This window comes from Curtobacterium sp. MCBD17_023 (assembly GCF_003224415.1).
GTDB lineage: Bacteria > Actinomycetota > Actinomycetes > Actinomycetales > Microbacteriaceae > Curtobacterium.
The window spans coordinates 19,136-37,548 of the sequence record NZ_QKLJ01000003.1 but is presented as its reverse complement, the minus strand read 5'-3'; the positions used below and the strand labels follow the sequence as shown (position 1 = coordinate 37,548).

Sequence of the window (18,413 nt, the reverse complement as noted above, 5' to 3'; positions counted from 1 at the left end):
GGATCCGGCCGAGCCCGGTCCGGTCGCCGGTCGTGTCCCCGGTCGTGTCCCCGGCGCGGACCGTCCATGGCGTGACGCCGTCAGCGCGGTGCTCGCCGTGCTCCTGCCCGTCGACTGCGTCGGGTGCGGTGCGCCCGACCGGGCGCTGTGCCACACCTGCCGGGGGACGTTCGCGGCCCTCCCCGGACGGACCCGGCTCGTCGCGGGGGTCCGACTCGACGCGGCGTACGAGTACGAGGGACTCGTACGGACGCTCGTGCTCGAGTGGAAGCTGCGCGGCCGGGTGGACGTCGTCGCACCCCTGACGGACCGGACGGCCGACCTGGTGCGGTCGGCGCTCGCCGCGGCGCCGGGCGCGGTCGTCCTGCGGGTGCCCCCGTCGGCGCGCGGGCACCGCCGTCGTGGGTTCGACCCCGTGGTGACGGTGCTCCGCCGCGCGGGCGTGCGGCGAGCCCCCGCCCTCCGACGGGTCGCCGTCGCGGCGGCGCTGCCGGGCGTGGACCGGGCGGCGTCCGGGCGCGGGGGTGCCGACCCGCACGGGGGCGGTGCCGGGCAGAAGGAGCGCACCGGCATCGAGCGCGTCGCCGCCACGGTCGGCACCCTCAGTGCCCCCGCGCTCGTCGCCGGGCGGGACGTCGTCGTGGTGGACGACGTCGTGACGACCGGGGTGACCATGGCCGAGGCGGTCCGAGCAGTGCGGGCCGCGGGCGGACGTGTGGCCCGGTGCGTCGCGGTTGCGAGCGTCGAGGTGTGAACGCCGAGTGTCCCCTGGGCATCCGGTGGGTGTCCCCGCCCGACCGCCCGATGCGAGCACCCGCTCGGGCGGCAGGGTCTAGCCTCGCGGCAAGGCGCTGGTGTTCGCCGGACGGAGGCGAACCGCCGAAAGTGGATGGGAGCCGCCATGGACGTGACGATCACGGGCCGGAACGTCGGAGTGACCGACCGATTCCGGACCTACGTGGAGCAGAAGTCCGAGAAGATCGACGCCCTCGCCGACCGGGCCCTCGCGTTCGAGGTGCGGTTGAGTCGGCACCACGAGAAGAGCAGCGGGGCGCAGGGCGAGGACCGCGTCGAGCTGACCATCATCGGACCCGGACCGCTCGTCCGGGCCGAGTCCGCCGCGTCGGACAAGTACGCGGCATTCGACCTGGCCTTCGCGCGCATCGCCGAGCGCCTGCGCCGGGCTCGGGACCGCAAGAAGGTGCACCGCGGGCGCCACCGCCCGACGTCCGTCGCCGAGGCCGCCGGTGCCGGCTTCGAGGGCATGGGGGTCGAGCCCGCCGACGGCAAGCTCATCGAGGAGGTCGCCACGGGCGCCGTTCCCGTGGTCGACGTCGACCAGGCAGCGGACCACGAGGACGACGACCAGGCGTACTCGCCCGTCGTCATCCGTCAGAAGGTGTTCGAGGCCGCCCCGATGACGGTCGACGACGCGCTGTACCACATGGAGCTCGTCGGACACGACTTCTACCTGTTCGTCGACTCCGAGACCCACCGGCCGAGCGTGGTCTACCGCCGCAAGGGCTGGGACTACGGCGTCATCGGCATCGACGAGAACCCGGGCGCCGACGCCCGGGGGAGCGAGCACGTCCTGGTCGAGGAGACGACCTCCGCGAACGCGTAACACCGATCCCGAGTGCGCACGGTCCGGTCGGACCGTGCGCACTCGTGCTGTCCGGCGTGCACTCGTCCTGCTCCCAGCGCCGGGCTGCGGCGGGTTGCTAGCATGACTGGCTGATCGGGCGCGCGGACCGCGCACGACGACTTCGTAAGGAGCTCACGTGGCAAACGTGCTGGAGAAGGTCCTCCGCATCGGTGAAGGACGGACCCTCCGTCGGCTGAAGGCGTACGCCTCGGCGATCAACGACCTCGAGGACGACTTCGCGAGTCTGACGGACGAGGAACTCCTCGAGGAGACGACCGAGCTCCGCGAGCGGTACGCCAACGGCGAGACCCTCGACGACCTCCTGCCCGAGGCGTTCGCCGCCGTGCGCGAGGCCTCCAAGCGGACCCTGGGCATGCGGCACTTCGACGTGCAGCTGATGGGCGGCGCGGCGCTCCACCTCGGCAACATCGCCGAGATGAAGACCGGTGAGGGCAAGACCCTCGTCGCGACGACCGCGGCGTACCTGAACGCCATCCCGTCGCGCGGCGTGCACGTCATCACGGTCAACGACTTCCTCGCGTCGTACCAGTCGGAGCTCATGGGCCGCGTCTTCCGCGCCCTCGGCATGACCACGGGCTGCATCGTCGCGGGCCAGTCGCCGGCCGAGCGCCGCGAGCAGTACGCCGCCGACATCACCTACGGCACGAACAACGAGTTCGGCTTCGACTACCTGCGCGACAACATGGCGTGGCAGGCGTCCGACATGGTCCAGCGCGGCCACTTCTTCGCCATCGTGGACGAGGTCGACTCGATCCTCATCGACGAGGCCCGGACGCCGCTCATCATCTCCGGCCCGTCGTCGGGTGAGGCGAACCGCTGGTTCACCGAGTTCGCCGCCATCGCCACGCGGCTCACCCCGGGCGAGGACTACGAGGTCGACGAGAAGAAGCGCACCGTCGGCGTGCTCGAGCCCGGCATCGAGAAGGTCGAGGACTACCTCGGCATCGACAACCTGTACGAGTCGGCGAACACCCCGCTGATCTCCTTCCTGAACAACTCCATCAAGGCCGTCGCCCTGTTCAAGCGCGACAAGGACTACGTCGTGATGAACGGCGAAGTCCTCATCGTCGACGAGCACACCGGCCGCATCCTGATGGGCCGCCGCTACAACGAGGGCATCCACCAGGCGATCGAGGCCAAGGAGGGCGTCGAGGTCAAGGCCGAGAACCAGACGCTCGCCACGATCACCCTGCAGAACTACTTCCGCCTGTACCAGAAGCTCTCCGGCATGACCGGTACCGCCGAGACCGAGGCGGCGGAGTTCATGTCCACGTACAAGCTCGGCGTGGTCCCGATCCCGACGAACCGCCCGATGCAGCGCATCGACCAGACCGACCTCGTGTACAAGAACGAGCAGGCCAAGTTCGAGCAGGTCGCGAACGACATCGAGGAGCGTCACCAGAAGGGCCAGCCGGTCCTGGTCGGTACCACGAGCGTCGAGAAGTCCGAGTACCTGTCGAAGCTCCTCGCCAAGAAGGGCGTGAAGCACGAGGTCCTCAACGCGAAGAACCACGCGCGTGAAGCCGCGATCGTCGCCCAGGCCGGTCGCGCCGGCGCCGTCACGGTCGCGACGAACATGGCCGGTCGTGGAACCGACATCATGCTCGGTGGCAACGCCGAGTTCCTCGCGGTGCAGGAGATGCACGCGAAGGGCCTGTCGCCGACGGAGACGCCGGAGGAGTACGAAGCCGAGTGGGACAAGGTCTTCTCGGCGATGAAGGCCACCGTCGAGGAGGAGAGCGAGAAGGTCCGGGAAGCCGGCGGTCTGTACGTCCTCGGGACCGAGCGGCACGAGTCCCGCCGCATCGACAACCAGCTGCGTGGTCGATCCGGTCGTCAGGGCGACCCCGGCGAGAGCCGCTTCTACCTGTCGCTGACCGACGACCTCATGCGGCTGTTCAATTCCGGTGCCGCCGAGAGCCTCATGGGCCGCGGCAACGTGCCGGACGACCTGGCGATCGAGAACAAGCTCGTCGGGCGGGCGATCCGCTCCGCACAGGCGCAGGTCGAGGGCCGCAACGCCGAGATCCGCAAGAACGTCCTGAAGTACGACGACGTCCTGAACCGCCAGCGCGAGGCCATCTACAGCGACCGCCGCCACATCCTCGAGGGCGATGACCTGCACGAGCGCGCGCAGTCGTTCCTGAAGAGCGTCGTGGACGACGTCATCGACACCCACACCGGCGAGGGTTCCCCGGACGACTGGGACCTCGACGCCATGTGGACCGAGCTCGGCACGTTGTTCCCGATCTCGATCACCATCGACGAGGTCATCACCGAGGCCGGTTCGAAGGGCAAGGCCACGCGGGACTTCCTCGCGCGGGAGATCCTGTCCGACGCCCAGCTCGCCTACCAGAAGCGCGAGGAGACCCTCGGCGAAGAGGCGATGCGCGAGCTCGAGCGTCGCGTCGTCCTCTCGGTGATCGACCGCCGCTGGCGGGACCACCTGTACGAGATGGACTACCTCAAGGACGGCATCGGCCTCCGCGCGATGGCGCAGCGTGACCCGCTCGTCGAGTACCAGCGCGAGGGCTACGCGCTGTTCCAGACGATGATGGGCCAGATCCGCGAGGAGTCGGTCGGGTTCCTCTTCAACCTCGAGGTGCAGGTCCAGTCGGACGGCGACAGCGCCGTCATCGAGGCGAAGGGCCTCGGCGAGGAGGGTGAGAACGCCGGACTCGAGTACTCGGCGCCGTCCATCGACGGCGAGGTCGAGGTCCGCGACGAGGCCGGCCGCCTCGAGCAGGCAGCGACAGCGCGGGCCCAGCGCGAGCAGGCCGAGCAGGAAGCGGCGGCCCCCGAGCGGGGTTCGGCCTTCGGCTCCGCCGCGACCGCCACCGGGCAGGCTGACGCGAACAACCGCGCCGAGCGCCGGGCGGCCGCCAAGAAGGGCTGACGGCCCGTACGACACGACGGGAGGCCCGGTACCAGCTGGTACCGGGCCTCCCGTCCGTCTTCCCGGGGCCGGCGCCAGCGCCTGCACCGGCACCGGCAGGGCGGCCGACACCCGGACCGGCGCCGGGCGTGGGACCGGCACCGGGAGCGGGGAGCGGGGAGCGGGATCGGGCCCGGGACCGGCGTCGGGGACCGGCAGCGGCGTCCGGACCGGGACCGGCGTCGGCGACCGGCAGCGGCGTCGGGACCGGGACCGGCGTCGGAGACCTGCACCGGCGTCGGGGACCGGCAGCGGCGTCGGGCCCGGCACGGAGATCGACGTCGACCCTGCTCGACGCGCCCGGCTCCGCGCACTCAGAGCACCCCGATCGCGGTCGCCCGCCAGCGACCGTTGCGGACCTCGAGCCGGATGGCGACCGCCCGGGCGCGACTCCGGGTGTGGACGACCACGGCCGCCTCGGCGACGCCGTCCCGGGGCCCGTCGAGCACGACGCCGCCGACCCTGATGACCGCACGCTGTCGTGCGTGGCGGGACACTGACCGGGCACGCGCCGCGACCGCCGCCCGGTGCTGCAGGTGTCGGTGCACCTCGTCGGTGATCCACCGCGAGATGGTGTCGACCTCCCGGGCGCCGGTGAGGATCTCGGCGACGCACAGGGCGAGGGACCGCGCCGTCTCGCCGGCGTCCGGGAGGTCCGTGCCCGCGCCGCCGCCACCCGCACCGACAGCCGCATGCGTCTCGTTCGCGCCCGGCGCAGCCCCGGTCCCGGACGGATCCAGGACCGCCGCGGTTCCGGACGGATCCAGGGCCGCTCCGGTCCCGGACGCACCGAGGGCCGCTCCGGTCACGGACGGACTCAGTACCGCCCCGGTCCCGGCCGTGCCGACGGCCGCGCCGGTCCCGTCCGTGTCGACGTCCACCCCGGGGTCGACCGTGCGGACGACGCTCGAGGAGGAGGAGGGCACGGCGTGGGTGCCGCCCGTCCCGTCGTCCTCGGCGCGATGGCGGTCCCTCCGGTCCTCCTCGGTCTGGTCGTACCTCCCGACCGGCTCCTCGTCGATCCGTTGCGCCGTGTCCGTCACCCCGGCCCCCTTTCTCCAGGGCTGAGCGTATGGGCCGTGCAACATCACATTTCGCAGAGCGGTGTTGCCTGTGGAGAGTGCGCCGTCTCCACACAGCGGCGGACCTAGACTTGGCTGGTGTCGACCCTCAGTGACCTCGTCCTCGCACAAGGCCGTTCCTCCGAAGCCGACGTGGAATGGCTGCACCTGCTCGTCGGCGACTGGCAGCTGCTGGCCGACCTGTCCTTCGCCGACATGGTCCTCTGGGTGCCGACCGCCGACGGGTCGTCATTCGTGGCCGTCGCCCACGCCCGGCCGTCCTCGGCGGCGACGCTGTTCTACCGCGACATCGTCGGGCAGGAGATCCGCGAGGAGTGGCGCGACCAGGTCACCCAGAGCTTCACCGGGAGCCGCGTCGTCGACTCGGCCGAGCCCGACTGGTACGAGGACACCCCGACCCGCGTCCGCGCCATCCCGGTGCTCCGACGCCTGACCGCGAAGAGCGCCGAGACCACCGAGCGGCCGATCGCCGTCGTGACCCGCCACTCCAACCAGGACGAGTCGCGCACGCCGAGCCGTCAGGAGCTCAACTTCACCGCGAGCGCGAACGACCTGTTCGGCATGATCGCCACCGGCGACTTCCCGGACCTCGGCGCACCCGCTGGCCCCCGCCGTGGTGCGCCGCGAGCCAGTGACGGTCTCCTCCGCCTCGACACCGACGGCGTGGTCACGTTCGCGAGCCCGAACGGTCTCAGCGCGTTCAACCGGATGGGCTTCGAGGGCGAACTCGAGCGCAAGTCCCTGGCCGAGGTCACGACGGAGCTGCTCGGTGCGCAGCTCGACGTCGACGAGTCCCTGCCGCTCGTGGTCACCGGCCGCGCTCCGTGGCGGGCGGACATCGAGGCGAAGGGTGTCACCGTGACCCTCCGGTCGATCCCGCTCCGCGACCACGGTGACCGCATCGGCGCCGTCGTCCTCTGCCGCGACGTCACCGAGATGCGGCACCAGGAGCGCGAGCTCATCACCAAGGACGCGACGATCCGTGAGATCCACCACCGCGTCAAGAACAACCTGCAGACGGTGGCGTCCCTCCTGCGGATCCAGGCCCGGCGCACGCACTCGGACGAGGCGCGGACCTCCCTGCAGAACGCGATGCGGCGCGTGGCCGCCATCGCCGTCGTGCACGACACCCTGTCGACGGGGCTCAGCCAGACCGTCGACTTCGACGAGGTGTTCGACTCGGTCCTCAAGCTCGTGACCGAGGTCGCGGCGTCGCACAACACGACCGTGCACCCGAAGAAGACGGGGGAGTTCGGTGTGCTGCCGTCCGAGGCCGCGACCCCGCTCGCGCTCGGTCTCACCGAACTCGTCACCAACGCCGTGGAGCACGGGCTCGACGGGCGCGACGGCGAGGTCGAGATCGTGGCGAACCGGCACGACGACCACATCGAGATCCAGGTCCGCGACAACGGCGTCGGCCTGCCGGAGGGCAAGGTCGGGTCGGGGCTCGGGACGCAGATCGTCCGCACCCTCATCCAGGGCGAACTCGGCGGCACGATCGACTGGCACACCCTCACGGGCAGCGGCACCGAGGTGACCATCTCGATCCCGTTCCGCTGGCTCACGGCGGCACCGGCAGCGACCGCCTGACCACTCGCGGTCGTCCGCGACGGCCTGGAGGCCCGCACCCGGTCGACCGTACGTCATCCTCTCCGTACTCTTGCACCATGACCGACGACCCGATGCGCGACCTCCTCGAGGAGGCGACCACCACCGTCGCAACCGGCGGCGACGTGAGGCGAGCGGTCGGCCTCGCCAGCCTCCTGTCCCTCGTCACTGGGAGCGTCGCCACGGTGACGGCCGCGACCATCGCCCTCGTCGTCTTCCTCTTCGTCCTGTCGCCGTTCGCCTTCCTTCTCGGTTTCGGACTACTGCTCGGCTGAAAGCGGTACGGCACCGGCGTGAGTCCGGCAGCAAGATCGGCTACGGAGACGCCGTCGTCTGGCGGCGGTGATGGAGAGGCGATCGGCCGATCTGGCGTTCGAAGGCACTGCTGAATGCGCTTTCCGAGCCGTAGCCGAGGTCGGTGGCGAGAGCCATCACGCGGACGTCAGGGTCGCGGAGTGCGCGCTGAGCGAGGACCATCGCCAGTGCGTCAGGTAGGACGATGGCGTGCTGCCAGAGACCGTGCGGAACCGCTCCGCGAATCGGTGCGCGACATCTCGGCGAGGCTTGCAAGCTCTCCGGCGACGCATCCGCCACGCGCGTACGTGGGCCCGATCACGGCCAGGGGTCAGCGCTCCATCTCACGACGTGGATATCACCAAGTAGACTGATCCGCCGCCTCCGGCGGTCGCACCGGACATCGTCACGGACACGGGTTCGTCGCCCACCTGAGTGAACCAGGGCTCCCCGTTCTCGCCGAATCCGGCGGCCTCCATCCGCTTGCCGACCCGCGCCTTCCAGTCTGGCGTCGCCGCTGCGTCGAACGCGTAGTCGATGGATGGACCCGGGCCCGCGCCCAGGGGCCTGACCGCGACACCGGTCTCGGTGCGTCTCGCATCCGGAATGACGCTCCGAAGATCGATGCGCTGATCAACGACGCGCATCGCGGTGAAGGCCGCGTCTGTCTTCTCACGCTGATTCGTGTCGTACCAGACACGCACCCCGACAGCGGCTCCGACGATCGTCAGCATCGCGATCGATGCAACCAGCACGATGCGCGTTCGCCGCCTCATCCCCACGAGTGGAACCTAGCCGAACCCGACCCATCTCCCCCGAGTCTCGGGGATCGGGGTCGCCCGACCTCTCGTCGCGGAGGGTGGGTCCTGGTTTGCGCGGCGACCGCTGATCGGGTCAGGGGGCTGCCCTGTAGGACTGTCACATGATCGATCTTGCCGAGACCCGTGAAGTCACGCTCGAGAGCCCCAAGTCCTCAGAGCGCGCAGTGCAAGTCATCGCCGGTTGGCTAGCCGAGAAGAGCGGCAGCCCCGTTGAAGCGACGACGGAGGGTGCTGTCGATCTGGGCTCGCGGTTCACGTACCGAATGTGGGGCACCACGCGACGAGGATTACGCAAGCTGCCGATGCGGCTGACTTGGCATGTTGCCGACAGTGCGACGGGTAGCAGCATCTCGATTCAGATGCGCAGCGACGAGGGCAAGTACCTCGTCCGTACCTATCAGCATCATCTGGTCTACCAACGCACGTTCGACGTGTGGAGTGACGAGTTGAACGCGCTGCTGACAGAGCTGCGCTGCGGCGACCGTTCGACGATCGGCTGCTGAAACGGCTCTAGGATCACCGAATGCAACTCGAGCGGCCGTCCGAACGGCTCTTCAGATCGTTCCAGCAGTCCATGCTCGAGTGGGATGGCGCGCACCAGGACGGTGCCGGCATCCGTGACGCAGCCCTGTTGGCGACCGAAGGCGGATTCGCTCAATGGGTGATGCAACTGCGCACCGAGGAAGGCGTCCCCGCGGGCGACGGGTTCGTCACGTGCAGCTACTACTGGATGGTCCAGGACGACGAGTACCTGGGAAGCATCGCGCTCCGTCACGAGCTCAACGACTTCCTTCGCTCTTACGGCGGCCACATCGGCTACAGCGTTCGCCCGAGTGCCCGACGCCGAGGACTTGCAACTCGCGCACTCCAGGGCGTCCTCCGTATCGCTCATCATCGTGGTCTGGCAGAAGTGCTGGTCACCTGTGACGCGCAGAACCTCGGGTCCCGCCGCGTGATCGAGGGCAACGGGGGTCGATTCGAAAGCGAGGTCACCGACGCCGCCGGGCGAGTGTTCCAACGTTTCTGGATCTCGACGGGCGCAGAGCCTACCGAGCTGTAGCACTGACGGATCGGCTACCGGGACGAGTGGTGGCTTCGCGAGGACAGAGGCGACGTAGCCCGGTCCCATGGATGACCAGCGGCCCCGCAGCATGGCCGAGCTGTTCGCAGAGAGCGAGGAAACGATTCCGGCATCTCGCGGTGCAATCCGCGCTGCGAGTCAGCTCCGCCGCCCCGCTGACGGATCGCCCATCGGGCGGTCACGCTCCGCTGAGAAGCGCCCAGACGGTGCCTGGCCGGACTTGGTTGTGTCCGGCCAGGCGCCGTCCTACGCGACCTACGCGACCCACACGACCTACGCCGAATGGTCGATGCGTCGGGTCGTCTGTGCCCGTACGGTCGGAAGGTGCTCCAGCGAACCGCCGCCGTCACCGCAGCCCTCGTGATCACGCTCGTCTCGGTCACGGGGTGCACAGTCGGGCCGGGAGGCACAGCCTCCTCCGCCACGACGGCGGCGGCGGTCCCGCAGCTGGACCCGCAGGTCGCGTCCACGCTCGACGACGCGCTCCGCACCGTGCGGGCGAGCCCCGGCGTCGCGAGCGCGACGAACCGGATCGAGCTGCACCAGCGCTACACCGCCGCCGACGGAACAGACGTCACGCCCCCTGGCCTCGAGGCATGGGACAACCGCGATGCCGGCCCGGCCGCACCGCCGCCGATGGGCGGTGTCTCCCCGGACGATCCCACGCTCCCGCCGGTACCCACGCCCTCGGCTCGTCCCACACCCCCAGTCGGTGCGACCGAGACGCACTCGTTCTCGAGCGCCTTCGTGGTCACGATGGACCCGGACGCAACCCCGTCGGAAGCGTCCGCGGTTCCGGTCGCGATGGCGGAGCGGATTGCCTGGACCGGTGTCACCCTCACGCTGCAGGTGCCGGAGGGGCCGGGACACGTTCTCTCCACCGTCACCTACTCGGGCACGTTCGACCAGCGGATCCCTGACGAAACCGCCCTCGGTGTCGCGTCCGGATCGGCCACGCTCGCGGCCACTCCAGGCGTGACCGGAGTCGAGGCGAGCATTCCGCAGACGATGCGCATCGACTACGGCTCGCTGACGATCGGGGTCTCCCCGGCGGACGACGCCACGCTCGCGCGGGTACACGGTGTTGTTGACGGAACCGTGTTCGCCGGGACGACGCTGCACGGGTCGTTCGGGAACGGGGCGAAGCCCTAGTCGGAGGCATGACTGCACGCTCAACCAGCGGCCGCACATTCACCTGCACCTGTCGCCGTCGAATCCGGCTTCCGTGTGGTCTGAGGTCCGAGTAGTACACCGTCCCGTCAGCCGATTCCCCACCGGAACGATCAAGAGCGACCGAGCCAGCGTTCGGTGGTCCAACGGCCATCGGGACGGAACTCTGGGATTGCATGCCCCTTGTCGCCCGCCGATAGCTTGACCCTGTGAACAACCCGCAACAGCAGGGAGCCGCCGACCTCGTGGGCCTGCTCATCGGTGCCCCACTCGCCATCATCGGTGTGTTCGTGCTTGTCAGCGCCGGGAGTACACCGGTAGCCATCCTCGGCGGCACTCTGCTGCTTTCGGGAGTGATGCTGGTGTCCACCGCGCTGCTCATCCGAGGGCTACGCCGACGGTGAGGCGGCTCACTCGCCGATCGTCCATCGGACGGGACAGTGCTCAGCGGCCGGAGGCAAGAAGACCTCCCAGAGAACTTCGCCGTCGATGACAGCGGTCGTGGGTGCAAGCCCGGTCCGGCGCGCGACGTGCTCGGAAGCTGTGTGGTCGGGATGAATGGAAGCCCTGATGTGCCGCACGTCGACCGAGCGCAACCAAGTCACGACGGTGGATGGACTGGCGGCCGTACCGTGCGCCCAGTTGGTCCAGGGTCGGTGGCTCGCCGCCGGTGAAGAGGTAGAGCTCTGGTGGAGCCAGGGTGGTGACCATCTCGCTTGCGTGTTCGACGGCAAGCGGTTCCAGGGCGAGACGATCCGAATCCAGGGGATCAGCCTGTGGCCACGACATGACCCGAGCCTTGCAGATCGCTCGGTCGACCGTCGTCTACCGGGACGCTGCTCACGTCAGGGCAAGTGATCTGGCAGCGGTGCCGGACATCGGCGTTGTGGCGGGTGCTTCGCAGCGCGGGTCGGGACAGACTGGTCGGCAGCCGACAACGAGGTGCGGGCCTCCAGGCGTCCCGCGGTGCCCCTGCGGCACAGTGTCACGGGCCGGACGCAGGAGAGCCCGCCACCCCGAGGGGTGGCGGGCTCTCCTGTCAGGTGCGCGCGGTCAGGAGGCGCGGCGGGCGCGGGCGGCGCGGCGCTTGAGCGCGCGACGCTCGTCCTCGCTGAGGCCGCCCCAGACACCGGAGTCCTGGTTGTTCTCGAGGGCGTACTGCAGGCACATCTCGGTCACGGTGCACCGAGCGCAGACCGACTTGGCCTTCTCGATCTGGTCGACGGCCGGGCCGGTGTTCCCGACGGGGAAGAAGAGCTCGGGGTCTGCGGTGAGGCAGGCAGCCTGGTCACGCCAGTCCATGTGTGGTGCTCCTTGCGGTAGATGCTCGAACGGCAGGCCGCGGCCGTGACTCGGGGGATCGGGACTCTGCACATGCTCATGTGACGTACGGGAGGCTTCCTGTGGGGGAGGAGCCCGCGCGGGGAGAGTTCGACGCCCGCGGAACGCTCGGGGGAGGAGCGTCGAACCACGGGAGACGTACACCACATCGTGCCGTCCAAACGACCTCGGACATCGTTCCATACTGGTATGGCCAAATCAAGGGTTTCACTGCTGGAGGATCGCTGTGCCTGACACCACCACGGACGACGAACTCGTCCCCCGGAGGCGGCCCGCTGCACTCCTCGTGCTCGTCGCCGTCGTCGGGCTCGAGTTCCTCGCGATGGCCGCCGTGACGGTCTTCCTGCTCGTCGAACTCCTCACGACCCCGGCAGAGGGCATCGCGTCCGGGATCGCCCTGCTCGTCCTCGCGGTGCTCGCGACCGTGTGGCTCGGCGCGATGGTGGCCGGACTCCGCCGCGGCCGCGCCTGGGTGCGCAGCGGTGTGGTCGTCTGGCAGGTCCTGCAGGGCGCCCTGGCGATCGGGGCGTTCCAGGGCGAGTCGCGGGTGGCGTCCGTCGGGTGGGCGCTGCTCATCCCGGCGCTGCTCGGCATCACGCTCGTGCTCAGCCGGCCGGTAACCACGGCACTCGTGCGCCGGGATTGAGCGGCGCCGGGACTGAGCGGCGCCGGGACTGAGCGGCGCCGGGACCGAGCGGCGCCGGGCCCGAGCAGCACCGGGCCCGAGCAGCGCCGGGAGGTGGGCCGTCAGACCAGGCCGAGCTTCTTCCGCAGGCTCGCCACGTGGCCGGTGGCCTTGACGTTGTAGAGCGGCAGCTGGACGCGGACTTCCTCGTCGACGACGATCGTCGACCGGATGGTGCCGGTGACGATCTTGCCGTAGTTGTTCTTCTCACCCCATGCCCCGTACGCGCGGTGTACGGCGAGGTCGGGATCGCTCAGCAGCGGGAAGCTCAGGGCCTGCTCGGAGTGGAAGCGCTGCAGGGCGGGCAGCTCGTCCTTCGAGACGCCGAGGACCTCGTAGCCGGCGGCCTGGAGCGACGACATGTTGTCGCGGAAGTCGCAGGCCTCGGTGGTGCAGCCCGGGGTGGACGCCGCGGGGTAGAAGTACACGATCACCTTCCGTCCGCGGAGGTCTGCGAGCGCGTGCTCGGTGCCGTCCTGGTCGGGGAGGGTGAAGTCGGGGGCGGTGTCGCCGGCGGCGAGACGGTCGCTCAAGTGGGGCTCCTGTTCGTCCGGTGCCGCGAGTGGTCAACGGCACGCAGAAGTCATGCTATTGTTGATTCCCGTCGCGGGGCGCACGCCGAAGCGGCAGGACAACGCAACACCACGCACCTCTAGCTCAATTGGCAGAGCAACTGACTCTTAATCAGTGGGTTCTCGGTTCAAGTCCGAGGGGGTGCACCAACCGAAGACCCCGACCAATCCGGTCGGGGTCTTCGTCGTCGTACCGGCGTTCCACGCACCGTGCCTCGCGAGACCGTCGTGCCCGACACGCCCGACCCGTTTCCGGACACCATCTCAACCGGACAGCCCAGCCGCCGGCGCTGCGTCACCCGTCGGACAGCTCCACCACCCGCTCCTCGCCGACCACCGCGTCGAGCCCGCCCGACGACACCGCCGCCAACTCCGCCCGGAGTGCTGCGATCCCGTCGCTCGGCACCCACACCTCGAACGTCGCCTCGGTGCCGTAGACCGTCGCGCCGGAGGTGGCGTCGTGCCGCTGCACCCACGCGCGCAGGGCGTTGTCCACCCGTCCCGCGTCGGCGTGCGGGACCGCCACGGTCACCTGCGTCCGGGCGGCGCGGCGGACGACCTCCGCCCGGTCGAGGGTCTCGGACACCGAGGTCGAGTAGGCCCGGACCAGCCCACCGGCACCGAGCTTCACGCCGCCGAACCACCGGCTGACGACCACGACGACGTCGGTGAGGTCCCGCCGACGGAGGACCTCGAGCATCGGGACGCCCGCGGTGCCCGACGGTTCACCGTCGTCGGAGGACCGGGCCTGGTCCCCGAGGACGCCGGTGACCATCGCGGTGCAGTGGTGCCGGGCGTCCCACGAGCGACGGCGGACGTCCGCGATGACGGCCTCCGCCGCCGCCGGGTCCGCGGCGGGGTGCGCGAGGGTGACGAACCGGGAGCGCGACACGACGATCTCGTGCTCGACCGGGCCGGCGATGGAAGCGGGGTACCGGCGGGACACCCGTCCGAGGGTAGTGGCGCAGTAGGGTGGTCGGGCACGGGATCGAAGGGGGCGACGATGACGGGATCGGTGCCGAAGGGCGGCGTGCTCGACGCGGGGGAGCTCGCGCGACGGCTCAACCTGCTGCTCGACTTCGAGGAGTCGCAGCGTGGTGCACCCGTGCCCTTCGCGGAGATCGAGCAGTACGTGGCCGACGGCGGCGGTTCGCTCTCGCGCGCGAAGTGGACCTACATGGTTTCCGGTGACGGGCGGCGGAACAGCGACACCCAGCTGCTGCGCCTGCTCGCGGGCTTCTTCGAGGTCGACGACCGTTTCCTGCTCGAGGACAGCGAACTGCCCGAGCGCATCGGCGCGCAACTCGCCCTCGTGCGGGCCGTCCGTTCGGCTCGGGTGAGCGGCTTCGCAGCGCGGACCTTCCCCGGTGAACTCTCGCCGGAGGCCCTCCGCCGCATCGCCGAGGTCATTGAGCAGGAGTCGCGCAGCGGCGGTGCGGTGTGACCGCGCCGACGCTGGTCGACCGGTTCTGGCAGCTGGGCGAGGACGCGGGCTGGACCGGGATCGACGACGCCGTCGCGGCGGCCGAGGACCTCGTCGGCAAGCCGATCACCGTCCGCGAGGAGTCGTTCCTGGCCGACGAGCCGGTGTGCGGCTTCGTCGCGACGCTGGAGCACCGTCACCTCGTGATGATCTCCCCGACGCCGTCCCCGACCTTCCGCGCGTTCGTCATCGGACACGAGCTCGGCCACGTCCTGCACGGACACCACGAGACCGCGCCGCAGGCCGCCGCCATCCGGAGCCTCATCCCGGACCTGCCCGAGTACAAGGTCGAACGGGCCCTCGCCCGCGGCCTCTTCGAGAACGAGTACGAGCGCGAGGCCGAGCTCTTCGCCGACCGGCTCGCGCAGCTGATCCGCGGCCACCGCGAACGTCCCAGTGCGTTCCGCGGGGTCTTCGGGTGATCCTCGCCGTCGTCCAGGCGGTCCTGCTCGTCGTCGGGGCGGTCGTCCTCTCCGTCGTGCAACGCGGGCAGGACCGGACGCTGGCACTGACGTTCCTGCTGTTCTCGGGCACGGTCGTCGCCGGCGTCGACCCCCTGTACCGAGCCGTCGACCCGCTGCTCGGCGGACGGAACGTCCTGACCCTCGTGTGCGACGTCCTGATGGCGGCGGGGACGAGCACGCTGCTCTGGGGCGTCGCGAAGGCCGTGGGAGCGGCACGGCCGTGGATGCGCAGGGCGGTCGTCGCGTCGTGCTCCGTCGTGGTCGTCGCCGTCGTGACGGCGTTCGTGCTGCTCGACCCGGTCCGGACGACCACGACGTTCATGCTCGCCGTCGGTGCGCAGCCCCTCGCCGCGGTCTACTCGATCGTGCAGACGACGTACCTGGGCGTCGCCCTCGGCGCCACTGGGCTCATCTGCGTGCTGCGCATCCGGGAGGCCCGGACCGGTCCGGACCGAGTCGGCCTGTGGGCGCTCGTCGCCGGCGGGGTCTTCGGCGTCGTCCGCATGGTGGTCGTCGCGGTGATGGACCTGGCCCACGTCGCCGGCCGGGTCGACGTCACGCGGGCGCTCGCCCTGCCGTACGACGTCACGACACCGGGAGCGGTGCTGCTCGTCGCATCCGGCATGCTCCTGCTCGTCCTCGGCCACCGGCTCTGGCAGAGCAGACGGACCCGGGCGCTGCAGGATGCCCTCCGCCGTCTCGAACCGGTCCACGCCCGACTCGGCACCGACAACGAGTACCCCGACTCCGACGACCCCGCGACCCGGCTCAGCCGTCTCATCGTCGAGGTGAACGACGGCGCCCGTCGACACCGCACACCGCTCAGCCCGGCCGACCAGGCAGCGCTCGCGGAGGCGGAAGCGGTCCTCGCGGGCACCTGACCCCGGGCCCGACCACCCGGTCGTGTACGCTCTGTAGCACGTGCTACACCCGGTGTGGTCGCGGGTCTCGGCCGGTCGTGGGGGGCGGCCGAGGCCCGGGCGTAGGATGGTCGGGTGCTCGTCTTCGCTGCAGTGGTCCTGATCGTCGGCGCCGTCTTCAACGTGGTCGCGTGGCCGCGCTTCTTCCAGCGCGTCGCGAAGGACTCCCGCGCCCGGGACGCCGCGGGCCGCCCGACGACGTTCTGGCGCGTGCACTTCGTGCTGCTGCTCATCGCGCTGGTGATCGCGGTGGCCTCCGTGCTCGCCGCGGTGCTGCTGCTGGTCTGACGCCCGCCCGCCCGCGTCGTAGCGACGTCGCAGGCAGGGGCGGGCGGGAGTGGCGCACCGAGCGCCGAGCGCAACGCGACGTCGGCGACCGCCTCGTCGGCGGGGGAGAGCAACACCCGCCAGACGTCGTCCGGCGTGACGAACTCGACGCAGACCGCGTCGTCGTCGCACTCCTCGATCCGCCACCCCTGCACGGCGTCCATCGGGACCGGGAGCAGTGCGTCGCGCTCGAAGCTCGTCTCCGCGGTGACCCGGTCACGGAACACCCGCACCCGGCACGTGGCGCCACGCCAGGTGTGCTGCAGGTCGAGCGTCGGGAGAACAGGAGAGTCCGGCACCCGCTGATCGTACCGGCGGGTGCCGGACCCGTGCCACGTCGGGGAGGTCAGCTGCGGCCGTCGCCGTCCCTGTGCTCGGTGGACCGCCGCACCTGCGCGGCCGGGTCGCGGCCGGTGATCGGGTACGGACCGGTGACGCCCTGGCGCAGCGAGGCGATGCGGAGGATCCGGTCACGCTGCAGGAACCAACCGACGACCAGCAGCGGGATGACGACGACCAGCGAGGCGATCGTGTACGTCCCGACCGGGTAGTCGATCGCCATGAGGACGATCACCGACGCGAGGAACGCCAGCGTCAGCCAGCTCGTGACGGGAGCCCCGGGCAGCCGGAACGTCGGTTCCTTCGCCAGCCCCTGCTTGGCCCACTGCCGCAGCTTCATCTGGCAGAGGATGATCGTGCCCCACGCCGTGATGATGCCGAGGCTGGCGATGTTCAGGGCGATCTCGAACGCCTGGCCGGGCACGAAGTAGTTCAGCACGACACCGGCGACGGTGAAGGCCGCGGTGAGCAGGATGCCGGCGTACGGCACGCCGCCCTTCGACATCTTCGTGGTCCACTTCGGCGCCGAGCCGTTCATGCCCATCGAGTGCAGCGCGCGGCCGGTCGAGTACAGCCCGGCGTTCAGGGACGACAGCGCCGCGGTGAGCACGACGAAGTTCATGATCGACCCGACGACGACCCCCACCTGCGGGTTCCCGATCGACGAGAAGAACGTGACGAAGGGGCTCTCGCCCTCCTTGTACGCCGTGTACGGCAGCAGGATCGACAGGAGGACGATCGAGCCGACGTAGAAGACCGCGATGCGGAAGACGACGGAGTTGATCGCGCGCGGGATGACCTTCTCGGTGTCCTGGGTCTCGCCCGACGCGGTGCCGACGAGCTCGATCGCGGCGTAGGCGAACACGACGCCCTGGATGACGAGGACGGCCGGCAGGACGCCGTTCGGCAGGAGCCCGCCGTTGTCGCCCCAGATCGAGAAGCCGGTCCGGACTGCCTCGCCGCCGGTCTCCACCGGGAACGCGAAGACGAGCCAGACGATCGCGACGACCAGGAACGCGACGAGCGCGGCGACCTTGATGAGCGCGAACCAGAACTCGAGTTCGCCGAACACCTTCACCGCGACCATGTTCGCGGCCAGGACGACGACCAGGGCGATGAGTGCGAGGAGCCACTGCGGGGCCGCGGTGAACGCCGACCAGTACTTCAGGTAGACCGCGACGGCCGTCGTGTCCACGATCGAGGTCATCGCCCAGTTGAGGAAGTACATCCACCCGGCCGCGTAGGCGAACTTCTCGCCGTAGAACTCGCGGGCGTACGAGATGAACGACCCGGAGGAGGGCCGGTGCAGCACGAGCTCCCCGAGTGCTCGGAGGATGAAGAAGGCGAACACGCCCGCGATCAGGTACGTCACCGCGAGGGCGGGACCGGCGGTGTGGAGCCGGCCACCGGCACCGAGGAACAGGCCCGTCCCGATCGCGCCACCGATGGCGATCATCTGCAGTTGCCGGGGCTTCAGCCCGTGCTGGTAGCCCTCCTGCTCGTGCGAGAAGTCGTTCGCCGGAGCGCGGTCGACCCCCGTGTCGTTCTTCGCTGTCATGGCCGACACGCTACCGCCGCACGTCCGACCCGGGCGCCCTGCGGCCTCCGCACCTCGTCCCACCGCG

At 70.2% G+C, this 18,413-nt stretch carries 20 protein-coding genes and 1 tRNA gene; 15 read left to right on the top strand and 6 right to left on the bottom strand.

Features of this window, described 5'->3' with window-relative positions; genetic code table 11:
- Positions 1–88 precede the first annotated feature (88 nt).
- The 3 genes from DEI84_RS04965 to secA all read left to right on the top strand — a co-directional run bounded on the left by DEI84_RS04965 (position 89) and on the right by secA (position 4,562).
- On the top strand, positions 89–754 hold the full coding sequence (locus DEI84_RS04965; protein ID WP_181420356.1) for a ComF family protein: 666 nt from the start codon (positions 89–91) through the stop codon (positions 752–754).
- A 147-nt stretch (positions 755–901) separates the two neighbouring features.
- Positions 902–1,624 (top strand): ribosome hibernation-promoting factor, HPF/YfiA family, encoded by a 723-nt coding sequence (gene hpf, locus DEI84_RS04960; protein WP_258365945.1) that lies wholly within the window; start codon positions 902–904, stop codon positions 1,622–1,624.
- Between the two features lie 157 nt (positions 1,625–1,781).
- A complete protein-coding gene (gene secA / locus DEI84_RS04955; protein WP_110889911.1) occupies positions 1,782–4,562 on the top strand; it encodes a preprotein translocase subunit SecA in 2,781 nt (926 codons plus the stop codon).
- A 353-nt stretch (positions 4,563–4,915) separates the two neighbouring features.
- On the opposite strand, the gene DEI84_RS04950 is transcribed toward secA, so the two are convergent.
- Positions 4,916–5,644, bottom strand: coding sequence for an Rv3235 family protein (locus tag DEI84_RS04950; protein WP_110889910.1), 729 nt, complete (start codon positions 5,642–5,644; stop codon positions 4,916–4,918).
- Between the two features lie 117 nt (positions 5,645–5,761).
- Between DEI84_RS04950 and DEI84_RS04945 the strand changes: the two genes are divergently transcribed.
- Together DEI84_RS04945 and DEI84_RS04940 are read left to right on the top strand one after the other, a co-directional pair.
- The gene (locus DEI84_RS04945) at positions 5,762–7,273 is read left to right on the top strand and encodes a sensor histidine kinase (protein WP_110889909.1); all 1,512 of its coding nucleotides are present in this window, start codon (positions 5,762–5,764) and stop codon (positions 7,271–7,273) included.
- Positions 7,274–7,350: 77 nt separating this feature from the next.
- The gene (locus DEI84_RS04940) at positions 7,351–7,566 is read left to right on the top strand and encodes a hypothetical protein (RefSeq protein ID WP_110889908.1); all 216 of its coding nucleotides are present in this window, start codon (positions 7,351–7,353) and stop codon (positions 7,564–7,566) included.
- Positions 7,567–7,929: 363 nt separating this feature from the next.
- On the opposite strand, the gene DEI84_RS04930 is transcribed toward DEI84_RS04940, so the two are convergent.
- On the bottom strand, positions 7,930–8,367 hold the full coding sequence (locus tag DEI84_RS04930; protein ID WP_110889907.1) for a hypothetical protein: 438 nt from the start codon (positions 8,365–8,367) through the stop codon (positions 7,930–7,932).
- A gap of 140 nt (positions 8,368–8,507) precedes the next feature.
- Between DEI84_RS04930 and DEI84_RS04925 the strand changes: the two genes are divergently transcribed.
- From DEI84_RS04925 to DEI84_RS04910, 4 genes are all read left to right on the top strand, one after another.
- A complete protein-coding gene (locus tag DEI84_RS04925; RefSeq protein ID WP_110889906.1) occupies positions 8,508–8,909 on the top strand; it encodes a hypothetical protein in 402 nt (133 codons plus the stop codon).
- 20 nt (positions 8,910–8,929) lie between these two features.
- A complete protein-coding gene (locus DEI84_RS04920) occupies positions 8,930–9,466 on the top strand; it encodes a GNAT family N-acetyltransferase (RefSeq protein WP_110889905.1) in 537 nt (178 codons plus the stop codon).
- Between the two features lie 345 nt (positions 9,467–9,811).
- Positions 9,812–10,639, top strand: coding sequence for a hypothetical protein (locus DEI84_RS04915; protein ID WP_146236309.1), 828 nt, complete (start codon positions 9,812–9,814; stop codon positions 10,637–10,639).
- A gap of 227 nt (positions 10,640–10,866) precedes the next feature.
- On the top strand, positions 10,867–11,061 hold the full coding sequence (locus DEI84_RS04910) for a hypothetical protein (protein WP_110889903.1): 195 nt from the start codon (positions 10,867–10,869) through the stop codon (positions 11,059–11,061).
- 649 nt (positions 11,062–11,710) lie between these two features.
- On the opposite strand, the gene DEI84_RS04900 is transcribed toward DEI84_RS04910, so the two are convergent.
- On the bottom strand, positions 11,711–11,959 hold the full coding sequence (locus DEI84_RS04900) for a WhiB family transcriptional regulator (protein ID WP_022904217.1): 249 nt from the start codon (positions 11,957–11,959) through the stop codon (positions 11,711–11,713).
- A 265-nt stretch (positions 11,960–12,224) separates the two neighbouring features.
- On the opposite strand from DEI84_RS04900, the gene DEI84_RS04895 reads away from it, so the two are divergent.
- Entirely contained in the window at positions 12,225–12,644 is a 420-nt protein-coding gene (locus tag DEI84_RS04895) for a hypothetical protein (RefSeq protein ID WP_110889902.1), read from the top strand.
- A 101-nt stretch (positions 12,645–12,745) separates the two neighbouring features.
- On the opposite strand, the gene bcp is transcribed toward DEI84_RS04895, so the two are convergent.
- Positions 12,746–13,216 (bottom strand): thioredoxin-dependent thiol peroxidase, encoded by a 471-nt coding sequence (gene bcp / locus DEI84_RS04890; protein WP_110889901.1) that lies wholly within the window; start codon positions 13,214–13,216, stop codon positions 12,746–12,748.
- Positions 13,217–13,329: 113 nt separating this feature from the next.
- On the opposite strand from bcp, the gene DEI84_RS04885 reads away from it, so the two are divergent.
- Positions 13,330–13,405: transfer RNA gene (locus tag DEI84_RS04885), tRNA-Lys, on the top strand.
- Between the two features lie 145 nt (positions 13,406–13,550).
- Here the strand turns inward: DEI84_RS04885 and DEI84_RS04880 are convergent.
- Positions 13,551–14,201 carry a YigZ family protein gene (locus DEI84_RS04880; RefSeq protein WP_110889900.1) on the bottom strand — a complete coding sequence of 217 codons (651 nt, stop codon included), beginning with the start codon at positions 14,199–14,201 and terminating at the stop codon, positions 13,551–13,553.
- A 57-nt stretch (positions 14,202–14,258) separates the two neighbouring features.
- Here DEI84_RS04880 and DEI84_RS04875 point away from each other — a divergent pair, with 57 nt between their 5' ends.
- The 4 genes from DEI84_RS04875 (at position 14,259) to DEI84_RS04860 (ending at position 16,410) form a co-directional block, all read left to right on the top strand.
- Complete coding sequence (locus DEI84_RS04875) at positions 14,259–14,699, top strand: hypothetical protein (RefSeq protein ID WP_110824478.1); 441 nt, start codon at positions 14,259–14,261, stop codon at positions 14,697–14,699.
- Entirely contained in the window at positions 14,696–15,160 is a 465-nt protein-coding gene (locus DEI84_RS04870; RefSeq protein ID WP_110824477.1) for an ImmA/IrrE family metallo-endopeptidase, read from the top strand. The genes DEI84_RS04875 and DEI84_RS04870 overlap by 4 nt, the downstream gene beginning before the upstream one ends.
- Positions 15,157–16,083, top strand: coding sequence for a hypothetical protein (locus tag DEI84_RS04865; protein WP_110889899.1), 927 nt, complete (start codon positions 15,157–15,159; stop codon positions 16,081–16,083). Before DEI84_RS04870 ends, DEI84_RS04865 begins: the two co-directional genes overlap by 4 nt.
- A 114-nt stretch (positions 16,084–16,197) precedes the next feature.
- Positions 16,198–16,410 (top strand): SCO4848 family membrane protein, encoded by a 213-nt coding sequence (locus tag DEI84_RS04860; RefSeq protein WP_110824475.1) that lies wholly within the window; start codon positions 16,198–16,200, stop codon positions 16,408–16,410.
- Positions 16,411–16,795: 385 nt separating this feature from the next.
- Here the strand turns inward: DEI84_RS04860 and DEI84_RS04855 are convergent, their stop codons facing one another.
- Positions 16,796–18,346, bottom strand: a complete 1,551-nt coding sequence (locus DEI84_RS04855; protein ID WP_110889898.1) for an amino acid permease — start codon at positions 18,344–18,346, stop codon at positions 16,796–16,798.
- Positions 18,347–18,413: the final 67 nt, after the last annotated feature.